Genomic DNA, 14,697 nt, shown 5'->3' with positions numbered 1-14,697 from the left:
GTATGGACAAGCATACCTCGCCTAAATATATTACTGAAAGTTATCTGCTACAGCATTTTGGTATGCGTCACGGTGGTGAAATTCAGTTAGAGCCTGGTACTCGCTTTACTCCAGCTGCGCAAGAGATGCTGAACGAAAAAAAAATCATTGTTCGCTGGCGTGATGACAAGGGTCAGGTGTTTGTAGAAAAATCTCAGTCGACTGCTCAACAGCTGGACAGTGATAATTCGCCTGAGCTAGAAAAAGTACATCCGCTTAAAAGCAATAATGTGCGCCCAACTAATGCTTGTATGTTGTGCCATTCTGATGTGTCCGATAAACCTGCGTTGATGACCCATCTTGACGACAAAATGTTGGTGCCTAAGACGCATCCGCGTATTTCACTGCGTGGAAAATTGGATGCCTGTATCAGTTATTGCGTATTGGTTCAGTGTGAAATGGTTCAACAACCTGACTTACTGAAAAACTTCATGGCCGATATTCGTTCTTATTTGGGCCAGATACTGCAATCCGAAGTGACTGGACAGCCATTGCCTGAGCCGAGCCTGGGTGAGTTTAGTGCCGCTGTGATACACCAGTGGTCACATCACCCCCTCAAGTATTTGGGACACGATCATATGTTACCGGATGTCGCTTATGGGCCCTTAGTTGCACAGCTCAATTATTTGCGTGCGCTAGTGCGTGAGTTAGAGCTAACAGCGACCAAAGTGTTTCTAGACGACAGCATGCAGTTATCTAGCGGAGGCATTAATCGTGAAGATATCGTCGCTGGGTTGAATCGTTTATCGAGCGCCGTGTACGTGGTGTTGATCTTAGTGTGGCAGTGCCAGAATGGTCAGGAAGAATTGTTAAAAGGATTAGCAAATGAAACTGCTTGATAAGTGCCGCGAGGCATGTTTAAAGCAACCGAAACGCATTGTTTTTCCAGATGCTAATGACGTGCGATTGTTACACGCAGCAAATGAGCTGAAAATGGCTGGCTTGGCTGAACCAATTTTATTGGGAAGTCCGTTTGAACTGCGCGATCACGCACATAGTAGCGGAATTGCCATGCCATGTTTAACGATATTAGCCCCCGAGTTTGCTGGCTGTTTCGATGAAATGGTCGATAGATATATCGCTAAACAGCGTAAACCTGTGGAGCGAGAGGAAGCCATAAGCCGACTCAAGCAACCACTGAATTTTGCCATGATGATGGTTGACCAAGGTTACGCAGATATCTGTATAGCTGGCAATATGTCATCGACGGGTGATGTTATTCGCGCTGCGTTACGTGGTGTCGGTGTTGCTCCCGAATCTAAGACGGTATCTAGCTTCTTTATGATGCTTTCTCCAGATGGAAGCAAGACCTTTGCATTCTCAGATGCGGGCGTCATTCCACTGCCAACGGCCGAACAACTGGCTGATATCGCAATCGATACCGCGCGTAATTTTCAGAAATTAACCGGTGAAGAACCGCGTGTTGCCATGTTGTCATTTTCGACTAAGGGCAGCGCATCGCATCCGACACTCACTAGTGTCACCGAAGCGACCGAGTTGGTTCGTCAGCGTGCACCGAATCTGATCATCGATGGCGAAGTGCAGTTTGATGCGGCTATTGTGCCTGCAATTTCTGCGCAAAAAATGCCGGGCAGCCCACTCGAGGGTGCTGCCAACGTGTTTATTTTCCCCTCTCTTAACGCGGGCAACATCGCTTACAAAGTGGCGCAGCGTTTGGGTGGATATATGGCTCTGGGACCCATGTTACAAGGGCTTGCAGGCTCTGTACATGACCTGTCTCGTGGGTGTAGTGCCGATGATATCGTTGATATCTCAGTACTCGCATCCAATTTATAGTAAGTAAGTAAATCAACTGATATTTAGAGGAAGTTTAAATGGAAGCACTAGGAATTATTGAAACAAAAGGCCTTACGGCATTGATTGAAGCATCAGATGCTATGGTCAAAGCTGCACGTGTTGAGCTAGTCGGTTACAAGCAAATTGGCTCTGGTATCGTTTCTGCCATGGTGCGCGGTGACGTTGCGGCCTGTAAAGCGGCTACTGATGCGGGTGCTGCTGCCGCTCAACGTTTAGGTGAAGTCGTAGCAGTTCATGTTATCCCTCGCCCACATAGTGATTTAGAAGCTATTTTCCCTATCAAATTTGCTGATAGTGTAGAAGAAAAGGCAGTCAACACCGCTAAGTCAGTACGTCCGAATAAATAACACATAACTCATATATACAAGGAAATCAAAATGGATGCTTTAGGAATTTTAGAAACAAAAGGTTTGACTGCGCTGATTGAAGCTTCAGACGCTATGGTTAAAGCAGCACGTGTTGAGCTAGTTGGCTATGAGCAGATCGGTTCTGGTTATGTTGTCGCGCTAATCCGTGGTGATGTCGCGTCTTGTAAAGCGGCTACTGATGCGGGTTCTGTTGTTGCGCAACGTTTAGGTGAGTTGGTAGCGGTACACGTTATTCCACGCCCATCTAGTGATTTAGAAAAAATATTCCCAATTAAATTATTAAAGTAATACAGCCTCCTTGGATGTGCATACAACCAAGGAATTTAACTTAGGTATAAAAGGAAGATCTGATGCGAATTGCTCGCGTAATTGGTCATGTCATAGCTACAGTTCGTAGTCGTAACATGATGATGGACAAGCTATGTTTGGTCGAGTTTGTCAATCAGCATGGCGATACCATCGGAGATGTACATATCGCCATGGATCAGCTTGGGGCCGGTGAGGGCGAATGGGTGATGGTGGTGGCTGGTAGTTCGGCTCGCACAGCATACGGGAACTCAGATGACAGATCTCCTATTGACCTTTGTATTGTCGGTATCATCGACGCCATAACTGCCGACAATGTGCGCTGTTACGTAAAATGACCAACCTGGCTGTTAGTAAATATAGTGGAGAAGATAGAACATGGATCAAAAGCAGATAGAAGAAATTGTTAAAAGTATTGTATTGCAGTTAAATGACAATCCAGGGATCGCATCTTCTGCAAATACTTTGAATCAAAACACCTTGACAGAGCAAGGTGATTACGGTGTGTTTGAGACCTTGGATGGTGCCGTTGCAGCAGCTACTGCGGCGCAAAAACAGATCCGAACTGTTGCTATGCGTGATGAAATTATCACTGCTATTCGTCGTATGACCAAGAAACATGCGCGCGAACTTTCTGAAATGGCAGTAGAAGAAACCGGTTTCGGTCGAGTCGAAGATAAAATCAAGAAACACATTTTGGTCGCACAGCGTACTCCAGGTACCGAAATTCTTTCACCGCAAGCCGTTTCTGGTGATTCAGGGTTTAGTCTGATGGAAAATGCCCCTTGGGGAGTGATTGCATCGGTAACACCTAGTACCAACCCAACTTGTACAGTGATTAATAATGCTATCAGCATGATTGCAGCGGGTAATGCCGTGGTGTTTGCACCACATCCTGCAGCAAAAAAAGTCTCTCAGTACACGATTCAATTAGTGAATAAAGCCTCTGAAAGTGTTGGCGGCCCAGCCTATATTTGTACCACAGTTGCAAAACCATCACTGGAAAATGCTCAAGCATTATTTGTCTATCCAGGTATTCGTCTATTAGTTGTTACTGGTGGTGATGCCGTTGTAGAAGCCGCACGTGCAGTGACTGATAAGCGTTTGATTGCGGCAGGCCCTGGTAATCCACCAGTAGTCGTCGATGAAACTGCCGATATTGAACGTGCTGCTATCTCTATCGTGGAAGGTGCATCATTCGATAACAATATCGTCTGTGCAACAGAAAAAGAGATCATCGCGGTTGACTCGATTGCCGATGAACTCAAAGCGGCAATGTGCCGTAACGGCGCACACCTGCTCACAGCTGATCAAGCCGAAGCAGTGGCTCGAGTTGTGTTGAAAGGCTATCCAGGTGACAAGCCATCACCCAACCCTAAGTGGGTCGGTCGTGACGCGTCAAAACTGGCTGCCGCAGCCGGTATCGATGTGCCAGCTGAAACTCGTTTGTTAATTTTCGAAGCAGACAAATCCCATGTATTTGCCGTTGTTGAACAAATGATGCCAATCCTGCCTTTGATCCGTGCCGCTAACGCCGATCAAGCCATCGATTGGGCGGTGGAGTTGGAAAACAAGAATCGTCATACCGCCGCTATCCACTCTAAGAATATCGATGTGCTTACCCGTATGGCTTATGAAATGGATTGTAGTTTACTCGCTAAGAATGGTCCTGCTATTGCAGCCATTGGTGCGGGTGGTGAAGGTTGGACGACTATGACCATTTCGACTCCGACTGGAGAAGGAGTAACGAATGCGTTGACCTTTACCCGTAAGCGTCGTTGTACTGCTGTTGATTCATTCAGGATTGTATAAGTTATGAAGATGGATTATCTAGCTCAGACCAACCAGAATTTGATCATTATCGATGAGATTGTAAACGATGAAACACCGATTACAGCCCCTAATAATGTGCATATTGGAATCGATTTGGGAACGGCAGATATTCAGACAGTTGTGATTGACGATCAAGGAGTGCCCATCGCGGCATTCCTTGATTGGGCTGACGTCGTGCGAGATGGGGTGGTGGTAGATTATGCCGGTGCCTGCCGAATCGTGCGCAGCCAGTTACAAAAAGTGCAGAACAAATTAGGCATAGAACCGAAAGAGGCTATCACGTCTTATCCGCCGGGTACCGACCCACGGATTTCAATTAATGTGGTGGAATCGGCCGGTGTTGTGGTTAGCCATGTGATTGATGAGCCATGCAGTGTCGCCGCCTTACTTCATATTGACAACGGTGCCGTGGTCGATGTAGGTGGTGGCACTACGGGGACAGCTGTCATCGAAAATGGGAAGTTAGTACTTTCTCTCGATGAGCCTTCTGGCGGTCGTCATGTCAGTTTAACTATTGCAGGTGGTTTAGGGGTCGATATGGCTGAGGCGGAGCTGTGTAAACGCCGCAGTCATGAGGACCCTGTGATCGCTGCTATGGCTAGACCTGTGATTGAAAAAATGTCTGATATTGTTGCTACACATATTGTTGACCATCAACCGGAAGCAATTTATTTGACAGGGGGAGGGACGCTGATTAAAGGATTCGCCGATATTTTCAGGCAGACCTTCCCCAAGATTGAAATTGTCGAGTTATCACGAGCCTTGTATTTAACACCGCTAGCAATTGCGAGCTATGGCCTGACATTGCAGGGTGAGGAATAAATCATGAGTAGTACTATTTCAGCGGAAGATATTGCCTGCATCGTTAGTCAAACATTGCAACAATATAATCCGAGTAAAGGTTTTACGTTTCGCTCTCCGGCAGTCACAGTTACTGGTCCACATTGTGTGAACCAGCTTGGCGAGATCCTGAAAGAATTTGGCGCTCGTCATGTGTTATTGGTTGTCGATAAAATGGTGCATCAGCTCGGGCTCGTGGCGGGTTGTGAAACGGCTATCAAAATAGCAGGATTGGGACTCACAGTATTCAAGGATGTTGAAGGTGAGCCCGATACTGCGATGATTACTAAAGGTGTCGCTGCACTCAAAGCGAGTGGCGCCGATTTTGTGGTCGGTGTCGGTGGTGGTTCAGCTTTAGATGCTGCTAAAGGTATTGCAGTTCTGGGCGATTATCAGGGCCCTCTTGTAGAATTTAAGGCTGGCGGTTTGGCTTCTCGTACCGTAGGCCTAGGGGCTATCCCAACAACTGCGGGTACTGGCTCTGAAGCGACTGATATTACAGTAATCAAAGATCTGGCCAATAACATCAAGGTACCCATAAAAGGTGCTTGCTTGGTGCCTGATTTTGCATTGTTAGATCCGGCGTTAATGCTGGGTGTTCCAAGCAGTATCACAGCCGCGACAGGTGTGGATACTCTGACCCATGCTATTGAAGCTTATGTCTCAAGACAGACCAATCCATTATCTCAAGCTTATGCCTATCACTCGATGGAAATGCTAGTAAAAGCCTTACCTATCGCAGTTGGCTGTGGCGAAGATATGGATATGCGTTATGACATGTCTATTGCTGCCTATAAAGCAGGATTAGCGTTTAGTAATGCCGGTTTAGGTTTAGCTCATGCCATAGCACATCAAATAGGGGCCTTCTATAACATACCGCATGGGGTGGCAAATGCCATCTTGTTGCCTTATGTGATGGCCTTTAATAGCTTGTGTTGTGAGCCTGCGTACGCCGAACTGGCTGGTGCATTAAATGTAAATCGCGAGTCTATGACCCAACGTGAACGCTGTAATGCCGCTATTAAAGCTGTTCGTCAAATCGTGATTGATTTGGGATTACCGACGACTCTGGTCGATTTTGATGTGGCGAAACGAGATTTTGCCGGTATTGCCGAGCGAGCCATGCAAGATATTTGCTTGATTGGTAATCCTCGTCAAGTCTCTGCGAGTCAGATAGTGGCATTACTCGAGCAAGCGTTAAGCGGTGAATTACCTTTAGGAGATTGCTAATGCAACGCAAAGTCATACACAGTGTCGGCATAGATATTGGTACTACAACGACGCAGGTGATTTTTTCAAATCTTACGGTTGTTAACCGGGCTCCCGCATCTCAGGTGCCCGTGTATGAGTTTGTTGACCGTGAAATAACCTATCAGAGCCCGATCGAATTTACCCCTATAGGTCATAACGGCACGATCGACGCGATAGCCTTACGTCAGTTTATCGATAAGCAAATCGACCTTGCTGGGTTTACCTCTGAGGGAATCGAGACGGGTGCCATTATTATCACCGGTGAAACGGCCAAGGCCCATAATGCCCGTGAGGCCATTATGGATTTGTCCCATGACTTAGGTGATTTTGTGGTGGCGACGGCGGGGCCGAATTTGGAATCGGTTATCGCCGGCCGAGGTAGTGGTGCACAGGAGTTCTCAGAGAAGAATCACTTGAAAGTGATGAATATTGATATTGGTGGTGGTACCTCAAACTACGTTATTTTTGATTGTGGACGTGTGGTTGATACTGCTTGTTTAAATATCGGTGGGCGTTTGCTCGAGCTTAATCCTCAAGGTGAGATTAGCTATGTTCATAAGCCCGCAATGGCAGTGATCAAAGAGCTCTTCGGTGAATCTCTATCACCGCGGCAGATCAGTAAAGATCATCTTAACCGTATAGTGGTACGTATGGCCGATCTGATCGTCGAGTTGATCACTGGAAAGTTGACTAAACTGTCTGCCCATTTGCTGCAAACGTCTGAACTTAAAGCTATTGCAGATATTGATGTAATTTTTTTAAGCGGTGGTGTTGGTGAGTGTTTCTATCGCCAACAACAAGAAGCACTGCAACCGACTCAGTTTGGCGATATTGGACCATTACTGGCACGAGCCCTATTACGTAACAAGGACTTAGATCAGTACTCGGTGAGAAAACCCAAGCAAACCTTGCGGGCAACCGTCATTGGTGCGGGGGCTTATTCACTGACACTTTCAGGGTCAACGATTTGGCTTAATACCAATGACTTGCCGCTGAAAAATATACCTGTAGTCCATCCAGCCATCGACTGGCAACAGTCAACCCCTGCAATTTGTTCCGAGATAATTATCGCAGCAGAGCGCATGGATTTGGCTTTAGGGTGTGATCTCTACGCTATTTCATTCGATGTCAATATGCCTCTGCGTTATCACGCGGTGCAGCATGTTGCACGTGAGTTAGCGCTGTTTTATCGCGACCATGGCAATCATCACGCAACGGCCCTGGTCATCATGCATAACGATATCGGCAAGGCGTTAGGCATGGAATTACAACCGTTACTCGGAGCGCAAGCACTGAGTGTGATAGATGAAGTAGCCACCCACGAGGGTGACTATATCGATATCGGGAAAAGTTACTTTGGTGGTAAGATTGTCCCTTTGACAGTTAAATCTCTAGCCTTTCCGTCTTAAGTAGGAGTTGTTTTATGAAGTTGAAAACCAGCCTGTTTGGTCAAAGTTACCAATTCGGTGATGTAAAAGAAGTCTTGGCGAAAGCCTCTGAACTTCGCTCTGGAGATGTATTAGCAGGTGTTGCTGCTGAAACCTCTCAAGAGCGTGTTGCCGCTAAATATGTTCTGTCTGAAATGACCTTGAATGATTTACGTGAAAATCCAGTGGTCGACTATGAAGCCGACATTATCACTCGGATTGACCAAGATAGTGTGAATAAATCTGTGTTTGAGGAGATCAAAAACTGGTCTGTCAGCGAGTTACGTGAATACATACTCTCTGATACTCCAACTCATGAAGAGTTTGAGCGTCTGCGTAAGGGTCTAACGGCAGAGATGGTTTCTGCTGTTGCTAAGTTGAGTTCTAACAGTGATTTGATGTATGGCGGTAAGAAATTAACCGTTATTACCAAGGCAAATGCAACCGTGGGTCTACCCGGTCATTTCAGTTGTCGACTACAGCCTAACGATACCCGCGATAACATCAGCTCTATGATGGCGCAGATCTATGAAGGTTTATCGTTTGGTTGTGGTGATGCGGTTATCGGTGTTAACCCGGTGACTGACAGCGTCGAAAATACCACACAAATGCTCAATGCGATTCAGGATGTTATCAATAAGTTCGACATTCCAACTCAGCCTTGTGTGTTGTCTCACATCTCTACCCAAATGGAGGCCGTGCGTAAAGGGGCTCCTGCTGGTTTGTTATTCCAAAGTATTGCAGGCTCTGAAAAAGGTTTGACAGAATTTGGAGTCACTGTGGATATGCTGGATGAAGCTTACGAAATTGGTAAGCAGTACAGCAATATCGCCGGTGAGAACATGATGTACTTCGAAACTGGTCAAGGCTCAGCGTTATCAGCCAATGCACATAATGGTGCGGATCAGATGACAATGGAAGCGCGTTGTTATGCTCTTGCTCGTCGTTATAAGCCGCATCTAGTGAATACCGTTGTAGGTTTTATTGGTCCTGAGTACTTATATAACCATCAACAGATCATTCGCGCCGGCCTTGAAGACCATTTCATGGGTAAATTATCTGGTATGCCTATGGGGGTTGATGCTTGTTACACCAACCATGCGGATACTGATCAAAACTCCAACGAAAACTTGTTGGTATTGCTGGCAGCTTCAGGAGTGAACTTCGTTATCGGTATGTCGATGGGCGATGACATCATGTTGAACTACCAGACTACCGCATTCCATGATACGGCAACGGCTCGTCAGCTATTGAATTTACGTCCTGCACCAGAGTTTGAAGCCTGGATGGAAACAATGGGACTGATGGAAAATGGTCGCCTAACGGCTAAAGCTGGTGATCCATCAATTTTCTTCAATTAAAGGGTGTGGTAATGAACGAACAAAATATTAAAAATATAGTAGCGACTGTTTTAGCCCAACTTGGCGAAAACAATATCCAACCATCGACTATCACTAAGGTGATCGATGCTGCATCTAATGTGGCTGGTAAAACGGTAATCTCAGATGAGTCACTGCCTGATCTAGGTGAGCCGCGTTTCAAAAAATGGAACGGCGTCATCAATGCGGCAAATCCTAGTATCGTGGATGACTTGATGAGTCAAACCAATGCCCGTATGGGTACGGGTCGAACTGGTCCTCGTCCACGCACAATCCCTTTATTACGTTTTTTAGCCGACCATTCACGCTCGAAAGACACTGTTATCAAGAATGTTGAATCATCTTGGTTACAAGAGCGCGGCTTAATGGAAGTGCAGAGCGCTGCGAAAGATAAGGATGAATATCTAACTCGTCCCGACTTGGGACGTAAGTTAAATGATGAAGCAATAGTCTTAATCAAGGAAAAATGCAAACAAGCACCTCAAGTGCAAGTTATCTTATCTGACGGCTTGAGTCTGGATGCGGTGACTGCAAACCATGATGAAATATTACCAGCATTGTTAAACGGTTTAAAAAGTGCGGGCTTGGATGTTGGCACACCATTTTTTCTTCGTTTCGGCCGTGTAAAAGCACAGGATGAAATTGGCATGTTACTCAATGCCGACGTGAATATCTTACTCATTGGTGAACGTCCAGGCTTAGGTCAGTCGGAATCATTGAGTTGCTATGCGGTTTATAAACCAAGTGAAGACACTGTTGAATCAGATCGAACTGTGATCTCCAATATTCATGCGGGTGGTACACCACCGGTGGAAGCGGCTGCGGTTATTGTTGATTTGGTAAAAGATATGCTGAAGCAAAAAACCAGTGGTATTAATTTAAAACGCTAATATAGGAGATGAACAATGGCTATCTTTGATAAAATTCAACCGACTGTGCTAGCAACTCGGGTGATTGCCTCGGTTGATTCAGTTTATAAAGAAAAATTAGGTCTTAAACCACACCACAACAGCATAGGCATTATTACTGCTGATTGTGATGATGTGACATATTGTGCACTCGATGAAGCAACTAAAGCGGCCAACGTAGATGTTGTCTATGCCAAGTCTTTCTATGCTGGTGCAGCGCATTCTTCAGGCCCAACATCGGGTGAAGTGATCGGCATCATTGCCGCAACTAACCCAGCCGATATTATTGCTGGCCTTGAACGTGTGAAATCCTTCGTTGAATCTGAAGCCGCATTCCAATGTGCCGATGAAGCTGGTGAGATAGCCTATTTTGCTCATCTGGTTTCATCGACCGGTAGCTTTTTATCAGCAGAAGCTGGGGTTGAGCAAGGCGAAGCTTTAGCTTACCTGATAGCTCCTCCTTTGGAAGCCATGTACGCTTTGGATGCGGCCCTGAAAGCTGCGGATGTTAAATTGGTGAACTTATTTGCCCCGCCATCCGAGACTAACTTTGGTGGTGGCCATTTAACCGGTTCACAAGCTGCATGTAGTGCCGCTTGTGATGCGTTTGAAGCCGCAGTAATTGAGGTCGCTCGTTGTCCTATTGCGACCTAAGTTAGGAGAGCTTAAATGGATCCGTTGTTAAAACAGGTTCAGGACGGTGGCGTAATTGGCGCAGGTGGGGCAGGATTCCCCACCTACGTTAAGCTCGACTGTCAAGTAGACTTGGTGCTGGCAAACGGCGCTGAGTGTGAGCCATTATTATATAAAGATCAGGTGCTGATGCAGCGCTGGGCCGATGAACTGTTTGGCGGCATGCTGCTTGCCATGAAGCAGGTAGGCGCTAGTCGTGGTGTGATTGGCATTAAAAAGAAAAATACCGACACCATAGCGATATTGCAAGCTACATTGCCTGAATCCCTCGAATTATTCCTGATGGAAGATGTGTATCCAGCGGGTGATGAAGTCGAAATGGTATATGAAGTTACCGGAAAACGAATTCCATCTGGAGGCTTGCCGAAAGAGATCGGGGTAATGGTCAATAACATTGAATCATTTGTCAATCTGTTCCGAGCTTCGAAAGGCATTCCTGTTACTGAAACCATGGTAACGGTGCACGGTGAAGTCGTTAGGCCATACACAGCTTGGTTACCCGTTGGTATAAGTTACCAACAGGCTATCGATTTAGCGGGTGGCATAACTTGTGATGACTTTGTCGTGGTCGAAGGTGGGCCTATGATGGGGTCGGTGACCGAAGACTTGACTCAACCAGTGACTAAGATATCCAGTGGTTTATTGGTGATACCACGCGAGTCGCGGATTGCGCGTTTTAAAATGCGCAGTGAAGAAGATATGCTGCGTATCGGTAAGTCGGCATGTGATCAATGCAGCCTGTGTACTTCCATGTGTCCTCGTGGATTACTCGGTTATCCGATACAGCCACATCTTGCTATGCGTGGATTGCAAGCCTCTGGTGAAAATCATCTATCGTACACATTAGCTGCGCAAGCATGCAGTGGTTGTAATTTATGCACGATGTGGGCTTGCCCTGAAGGATTAGATCCTAGTCGAGTCTGTGGCATAACTAAGCGTGACTTACGCGATAGCAATCAATTGCTCAGCCCGCAACAGTTACAGGCGCAAACAGTTGATGTGCATCCGTTACGGGAATACCGTGGGGTGCCAACGAAGCGTTTAACCCGTCGTCTCGAATTGTCTGAGTATGCACTTAAAAAGGCACAATTTATTCAATTTGATGAGTTACTGCAGGCTAATCGCCAGCAGAATAGGGTGCAGCCAGTGTCTATCACTCAGGTTCGAATTCCACTATCCCAGCACATAGGCAAGCCTGCTGCGGTAGTGGTAAAAGTGGGTGATAGCGTGAAAAAAGGCCAATTGATAGGTAAGGCAGATGCTGAGGCCTTAAGTGTTTCGGTTCATGCCAGTATCGATGGGAAAGTGACGGCAGTGAACAACGTTGTCGTTATTGAACGAAATTAAAACAAGAGCTAATAATGATAAATTCAATAGGTTGTATTGAACTGAATTCGATCGCTCGTGGCTTTCTAGTGGCTGATGCTATGTTGAAAGCTGCGGACGTGGAGATTCTTTTTAATCGTACAATTTGTCCCGGCAAATTTATGATTATGGTGGCTGGAGATGTGGCGTCAATCAATGCCGCAGTTGAAACCGGACTCTCTGTCGGTGGCGGCGAAGTCATTGATGATTTGATCATCGCAAATGTGCATCCTGATGTGTTTCCAGCAATATCGGGTACCCGTGTGGTTGAACATACCGGGGCGCTAGGCATTGTTGAAACCTTCTCGGTTGCAGCTATAGTTGAAGCGGCCGATGCAGCGGTGAAAGCCGCTAATGTTGACCTGCTTGAAATTCATATGGCGATGGCGATAGGCGGCAAAGGATTTTTCACTCTAACCGGGGATGTCGCAGCAGTAGAAGCGGCAGTTGAAGCCGCTGTACAACAGATTAAGAGTAAAGGTGTTTTGGTTGATAAAGTCGTTATCCCTCAACCAAGCAAGGCAATATTGCAAAGTAAAGTGTAAACCTGTTATGCAAAATAAATGTTCGATATGAGGTTTGATGATATGCGGGATAATATTTATCCCGCATATTTTTAATACGAGCATCGACAATATTCGATTGTAATGAATATTGAGTTTATATTCAGAGTTAAAAATTAAATAAATTACTATTAATTTCAGTGGGAATTAATATATATCCGCATGGAAATAAGTTCTGCAGGCCGTTATTGCCTGGCATTTTTCTATTGCGATAATAAAATAATTATCAGGAAATAAAATATCATGAATGACATTATCATTTATATTATGGTGGGCTTTATGGTTCTCGGTGCGGTCGATAAAGCACTGGGTAACCGTTGGGGTTATGGCGCACAATTTGATGAAGGCTTTATGGCAATGGGAGCGTTAGCGCTTGCCATGGTCGGGGTGGTGAGTCTTGCTCCTGTCCTAGCATCACTGTTAAGTCCAATTGTTGTGCCTATTTATACAGCTTTGGGCGCGGATCCTGCGATGTTTGCTGGTACCTTATTGGCCAATGACATGGGTGGCTACCCACTCGCTATGAGCATGGCAGCAACACCTGATGCAGGTAATTTTGCTGGCTTGATCTTAGGTTCGATGATGGGGCCTACCTTAGTGTTTACCATTCCAGTGGCACTGGGAATTATCGATAAGAGTGATACCCAGTTTCTTGCACGCGGTGTGTTAATTGGTTTAACCACTATTCCTGTTGGTTCTTTAGTGGGCGGGTTAGTCGCAGGCTTTGATTTGATGATGATCTTAGCTAACTTGGTGCCAATCGTGCTCGTTGCTGGCGCTATTGCGGTAGGCTTATGGTTGAAACCCGATGCTATGATCCGTGGTTTTGAAATATTTGGTAAAGGTGTTATTGCCATTATTACTCTTGCACTTGCCGCTATTGTGATTGAAACATTAACGGGTTTTGTCGTCATTCCGGGTATGGCTCCAATTTCAGATGGTATCGAAATTGTAGGTTCAATCGCGATTGTGCTTGCCGGTGCATTCCCTATGGTGCACTTCATTACTAAGCACTTTAACAAGCCATTGTTGAAGCTAGGTCGTACAATGGGAATGGGTGAAGTTGCGGCTGCGGGTCTAGTTGCTAGCTTAGCGAATAGTATCGCGATGTTTAATATCCTTAAAAACATGGATGACCGCGGTAAGATCATCAATGTTGCCTTCGCCGTCTGTGCTGCATTTGTATTTGGTGATCATTTAGGTTTCACCGCTGCGGTTAATAGTGAAATGATTTCAGCTGTTGTCGTTGGCAAATTAGTCGGTGGTGTAACTGCGCTATTTATTGCTATCTATGTGACTCGTAATATGGCTGTCAGCACTGAAGAGGAAGTCAGTACTGAATCTCAGCAAAAAGAAGCTAAGTCATAGTGATTAGACTTATGTCATAAATTAAGTTGTGAGTTTGATGTTTTTTCATTCTCACAACTTTTTTATGGAAGTGAAAAATTGAAAACTGCAAGTTTTATTTTTAGCCATGACGCAATTAATCCAGTAATCAACTCCCGAAATAGAATAAATAACTATTTTCTTATAAATAAAAATACTAGCTGTGATCCTCTCCACAACCTTTTTAAGTTATAGCTGTTACATTAAAAACTAATTGAGGTGTTAACACACTTAATCGGGAATATGGTGAAAATCCATAGCTGTACCTGCAACTGTAAACAGAGCGAAACATTATCACCACTGGTAATACCGGGAAGGAATGTTTTTAGATGCTGTAAGCCAGGAGACCGACCTTAATTTCACTTTATACTCAAGCGGGTTTCTTGAGAACAGTAGGCAATGAAGGTACGCACGTAAATCTCCTTTGGATTAATCGTTCTAACCAGCTTTTTCTATTTAGCAAATAGTAATCATCATTCTGATGGTTATTACCTGCACATTTACCCGCAAATTAAACTCTC

General features: G+C 45.4%; 15 protein-coding genes and 1 riboswitch. All 15 genes read left to right on the top strand.

Going from position 1 to position 14,697, the window contains the following annotated elements:
- Positions 1-2 precede the first annotated feature (2 nt).
- The 15 genes from eutT (at position 3) to eutH (ending at position 14,158) form a co-directional block, all read left to right on the top strand.
- Entirely contained in the window at positions 3-878 is an 876-nt protein-coding gene (gene eutT, locus KT99_RS05405) for an ethanolamine utilization cob(I)yrinic acid a,c-diamide adenosyltransferase EutT (protein WP_005497798.1), read from the top strand.
- Positions 865-1,836: a phosphate acetyltransferase gene (gene pta / locus KT99_RS05400; RefSeq protein WP_005497796.1), complete on the top strand. Its 972-nt coding sequence runs from the start codon at positions 865-867 to the stop codon at positions 1,834-1,836. Before eutT ends, pta begins: the two co-directional genes overlap by 14 nt.
- A 38-nt stretch (positions 1,837-1,874) precedes the next feature.
- The gene (gene eutM / locus KT99_RS05395; RefSeq protein WP_005497794.1) at positions 1,875-2,204 is read left to right on the top strand and encodes an ethanolamine utilization microcompartment protein EutM; all 330 of its coding nucleotides are present in this window, start codon (positions 1,875-1,877) and stop codon (positions 2,202-2,204) included.
- A 30-nt stretch (positions 2,205-2,234) separates the two neighbouring features.
- Positions 2,235-2,513 carry an ethanolamine utilization microcompartment protein EutM gene (gene eutM, locus KT99_RS05390; protein ID WP_005497793.1) on the top strand — a complete coding sequence of 93 codons (279 nt, stop codon included), beginning with the start codon at positions 2,235-2,237 and terminating at the stop codon, positions 2,511-2,513.
- Between the two features lie 62 nt (positions 2,514-2,575).
- Positions 2,576-2,869, top strand: coding sequence for a EutN/CcmL family microcompartment protein (locus tag KT99_RS05385; RefSeq protein WP_005497791.1), 294 nt, complete (start codon positions 2,576-2,578; stop codon positions 2,867-2,869).
- A gap of 40 nt (positions 2,870-2,909) precedes the next feature.
- Positions 2,910-4,343, top strand: a complete 1,434-nt coding sequence (locus tag KT99_RS05380) for an aldehyde dehydrogenase family protein (protein ID WP_005497790.1) — start codon at positions 2,910-2,912, stop codon at positions 4,341-4,343.
- 3 nt (positions 4,344-4,346) lie between these two features.
- Positions 4,347-5,186 (top strand): ethanolamine utilization protein EutJ, encoded by an 840-nt coding sequence (gene eutJ, locus KT99_RS05375; protein WP_005497788.1) that lies wholly within the window; start codon positions 4,347-4,349, stop codon positions 5,184-5,186.
- A gap of 3 nt (positions 5,187-5,189) precedes the next feature.
- Positions 5,190-6,434 carry an iron-containing alcohol dehydrogenase family protein gene (locus KT99_RS05370; protein ID WP_005497787.1) on the top strand — a complete coding sequence of 415 codons (1,245 nt, stop codon included), beginning with the start codon at positions 5,190-5,192 and terminating at the stop codon, positions 6,432-6,434.
- Entirely contained in the window at positions 6,434-7,864 is a 1,431-nt protein-coding gene (locus KT99_RS05365; RefSeq protein WP_005497786.1) for an ethanolamine ammonia-lyase reactivating factor EutA, read from the top strand. Before KT99_RS05370 ends, KT99_RS05365 begins: the two co-directional genes overlap by 1 nt.
- 14 nt (positions 7,865-7,878) lie before the next feature.
- Positions 7,879-9,243, top strand: coding sequence for an ethanolamine ammonia-lyase subunit EutB (locus KT99_RS05360; RefSeq protein ID WP_005497784.1), 1,365 nt, complete (start codon positions 7,879-7,881; stop codon positions 9,241-9,243).
- Between the two features lie 11 nt (positions 9,244-9,254).
- Positions 9,255-10,151 carry an ethanolamine ammonia-lyase subunit EutC gene (gene eutC, locus KT99_RS05355; RefSeq protein ID WP_005497782.1) on the top strand — a complete coding sequence of 299 codons (897 nt, stop codon included), beginning with the start codon at positions 9,255-9,257 and terminating at the stop codon, positions 10,149-10,151.
- A gap of 15 nt (positions 10,152-10,166) precedes the next feature.
- Positions 10,167-10,823 (top strand): ethanolamine utilization microcompartment protein EutL, encoded by a 657-nt coding sequence (gene eutL, locus KT99_RS05350; protein ID WP_005497780.1) that lies wholly within the window; start codon positions 10,167-10,169, stop codon positions 10,821-10,823.
- Positions 10,824-10,838: 15 nt separating this feature from the next.
- Positions 10,839-12,209, top strand: coding sequence for a 4Fe-4S dicluster domain-containing protein (locus tag KT99_RS05345; RefSeq protein WP_005497778.1), 1,371 nt, complete (start codon positions 10,839-10,841; stop codon positions 12,207-12,209).
- 14 nt (positions 12,210-12,223) lie between these two features.
- A complete protein-coding gene (locus tag KT99_RS05340) occupies positions 12,224-12,772 on the top strand; it encodes a BMC domain-containing protein (RefSeq protein WP_005497776.1) in 549 nt (182 codons plus the stop codon).
- Between the two features lie 261 nt (positions 12,773-13,033).
- Positions 13,034-14,158 (top strand): ethanolamine utilization protein EutH, encoded by a 1,125-nt coding sequence (gene eutH / locus KT99_RS05335; protein WP_005497774.1) that lies wholly within the window; start codon positions 13,034-13,036, stop codon positions 14,156-14,158.
- Between the two features lie 218 nt (positions 14,159-14,376).
- A riboswitch (cobalamin riboswitch) is annotated at positions 14,377-14,546 on the top strand.
- Positions 14,547-14,697: the final 151 nt, after the last annotated feature.

This window comes from Shewanella benthica KT99, from assembly GCF_000172075.1.
Classification (GTDB): Bacteria; Pseudomonadota; Gammaproteobacteria; order Enterobacterales; family Shewanellaceae; genus Shewanella; species Shewanella benthica_A.
Note: the sequence above shows the minus strand (reverse complement) of the source record. Positions and strands in the feature narration are given on the sequence as shown.

Coding starts and splice junctions, on each gene's coding strand:
- eutM (WP_005497794.1), top strand. CDS start 1,875: ATGGAAGCACTAGGAATTATTGAAACAAAAGGCCTTACGGCATTGATT.
- eutJ (WP_005497788.1), top strand. CDS start 4,347: ATGAAGATGGATTATCTAGCTCAGACCAACCAGAATTTGATCATTATC.
- eutL (WP_005497780.1), top strand. CDS start 10,167: ATGGCTATCTTTGATAAAATTCAACCGACTGTGCTAGCAACTCGGGTG.
- KT99_RS05380 (WP_005497790.1), top strand. CDS start 2,910: ATGGATCAAAAGCAGATAGAAGAAATTGTTAAAAGTATTGTATTGCAG.
- KT99_RS05370 (WP_005497787.1), top strand. CDS start 5,190: ATGAGTAGTACTATTTCAGCGGAAGATATTGCCTGCATCGTTAGTCAA.
- eutT (WP_005497798.1), top strand. CDS start 3: ATGGACAAGCATACCTCGCCTAAATATATTACTGAAAGTTATCTGCTA.
- KT99_RS05340 (WP_005497776.1), top strand. CDS start 12,224: ATGATAAATTCAATAGGTTGTATTGAACTGAATTCGATCGCTCGTGGC.
- eutM (WP_005497793.1), top strand. CDS start 2,235: ATGGATGCTTTAGGAATTTTAGAAACAAAAGGTTTGACTGCGCTGATT.
- eutC (WP_005497782.1), top strand. CDS start 9,255: ATGAACGAACAAAATATTAAAAATATAGTAGCGACTGTTTTAGCCCAA.
- KT99_RS05360 (WP_005497784.1), top strand. CDS start 7,879: ATGAAGTTGAAAACCAGCCTGTTTGGTCAAAGTTACCAATTCGGTGAT.
- pta (WP_005497796.1), top strand. CDS start 865: ATGAAACTGCTTGATAAGTGCCGCGAGGCATGTTTAAAGCAACCGAAA.
- eutH (WP_005497774.1), top strand. CDS start 13,034: ATGAATGACATTATCATTTATATTATGGTGGGCTTTATGGTTCTCGGT.
- KT99_RS05345 (WP_005497778.1), top strand. CDS start 10,839: ATGGATCCGTTGTTAAAACAGGTTCAGGACGGTGGCGTAATTGGCGCA.
- KT99_RS05365 (WP_005497786.1), top strand. CDS start 6,434: ATGCAACGCAAAGTCATACACAGTGTCGGCATAGATATTGGTACTACA.
- KT99_RS05385 (WP_005497791.1), top strand. CDS start 2,576: ATGCGAATTGCTCGCGTAATTGGTCATGTCATAGCTACAGTTCGTAGT.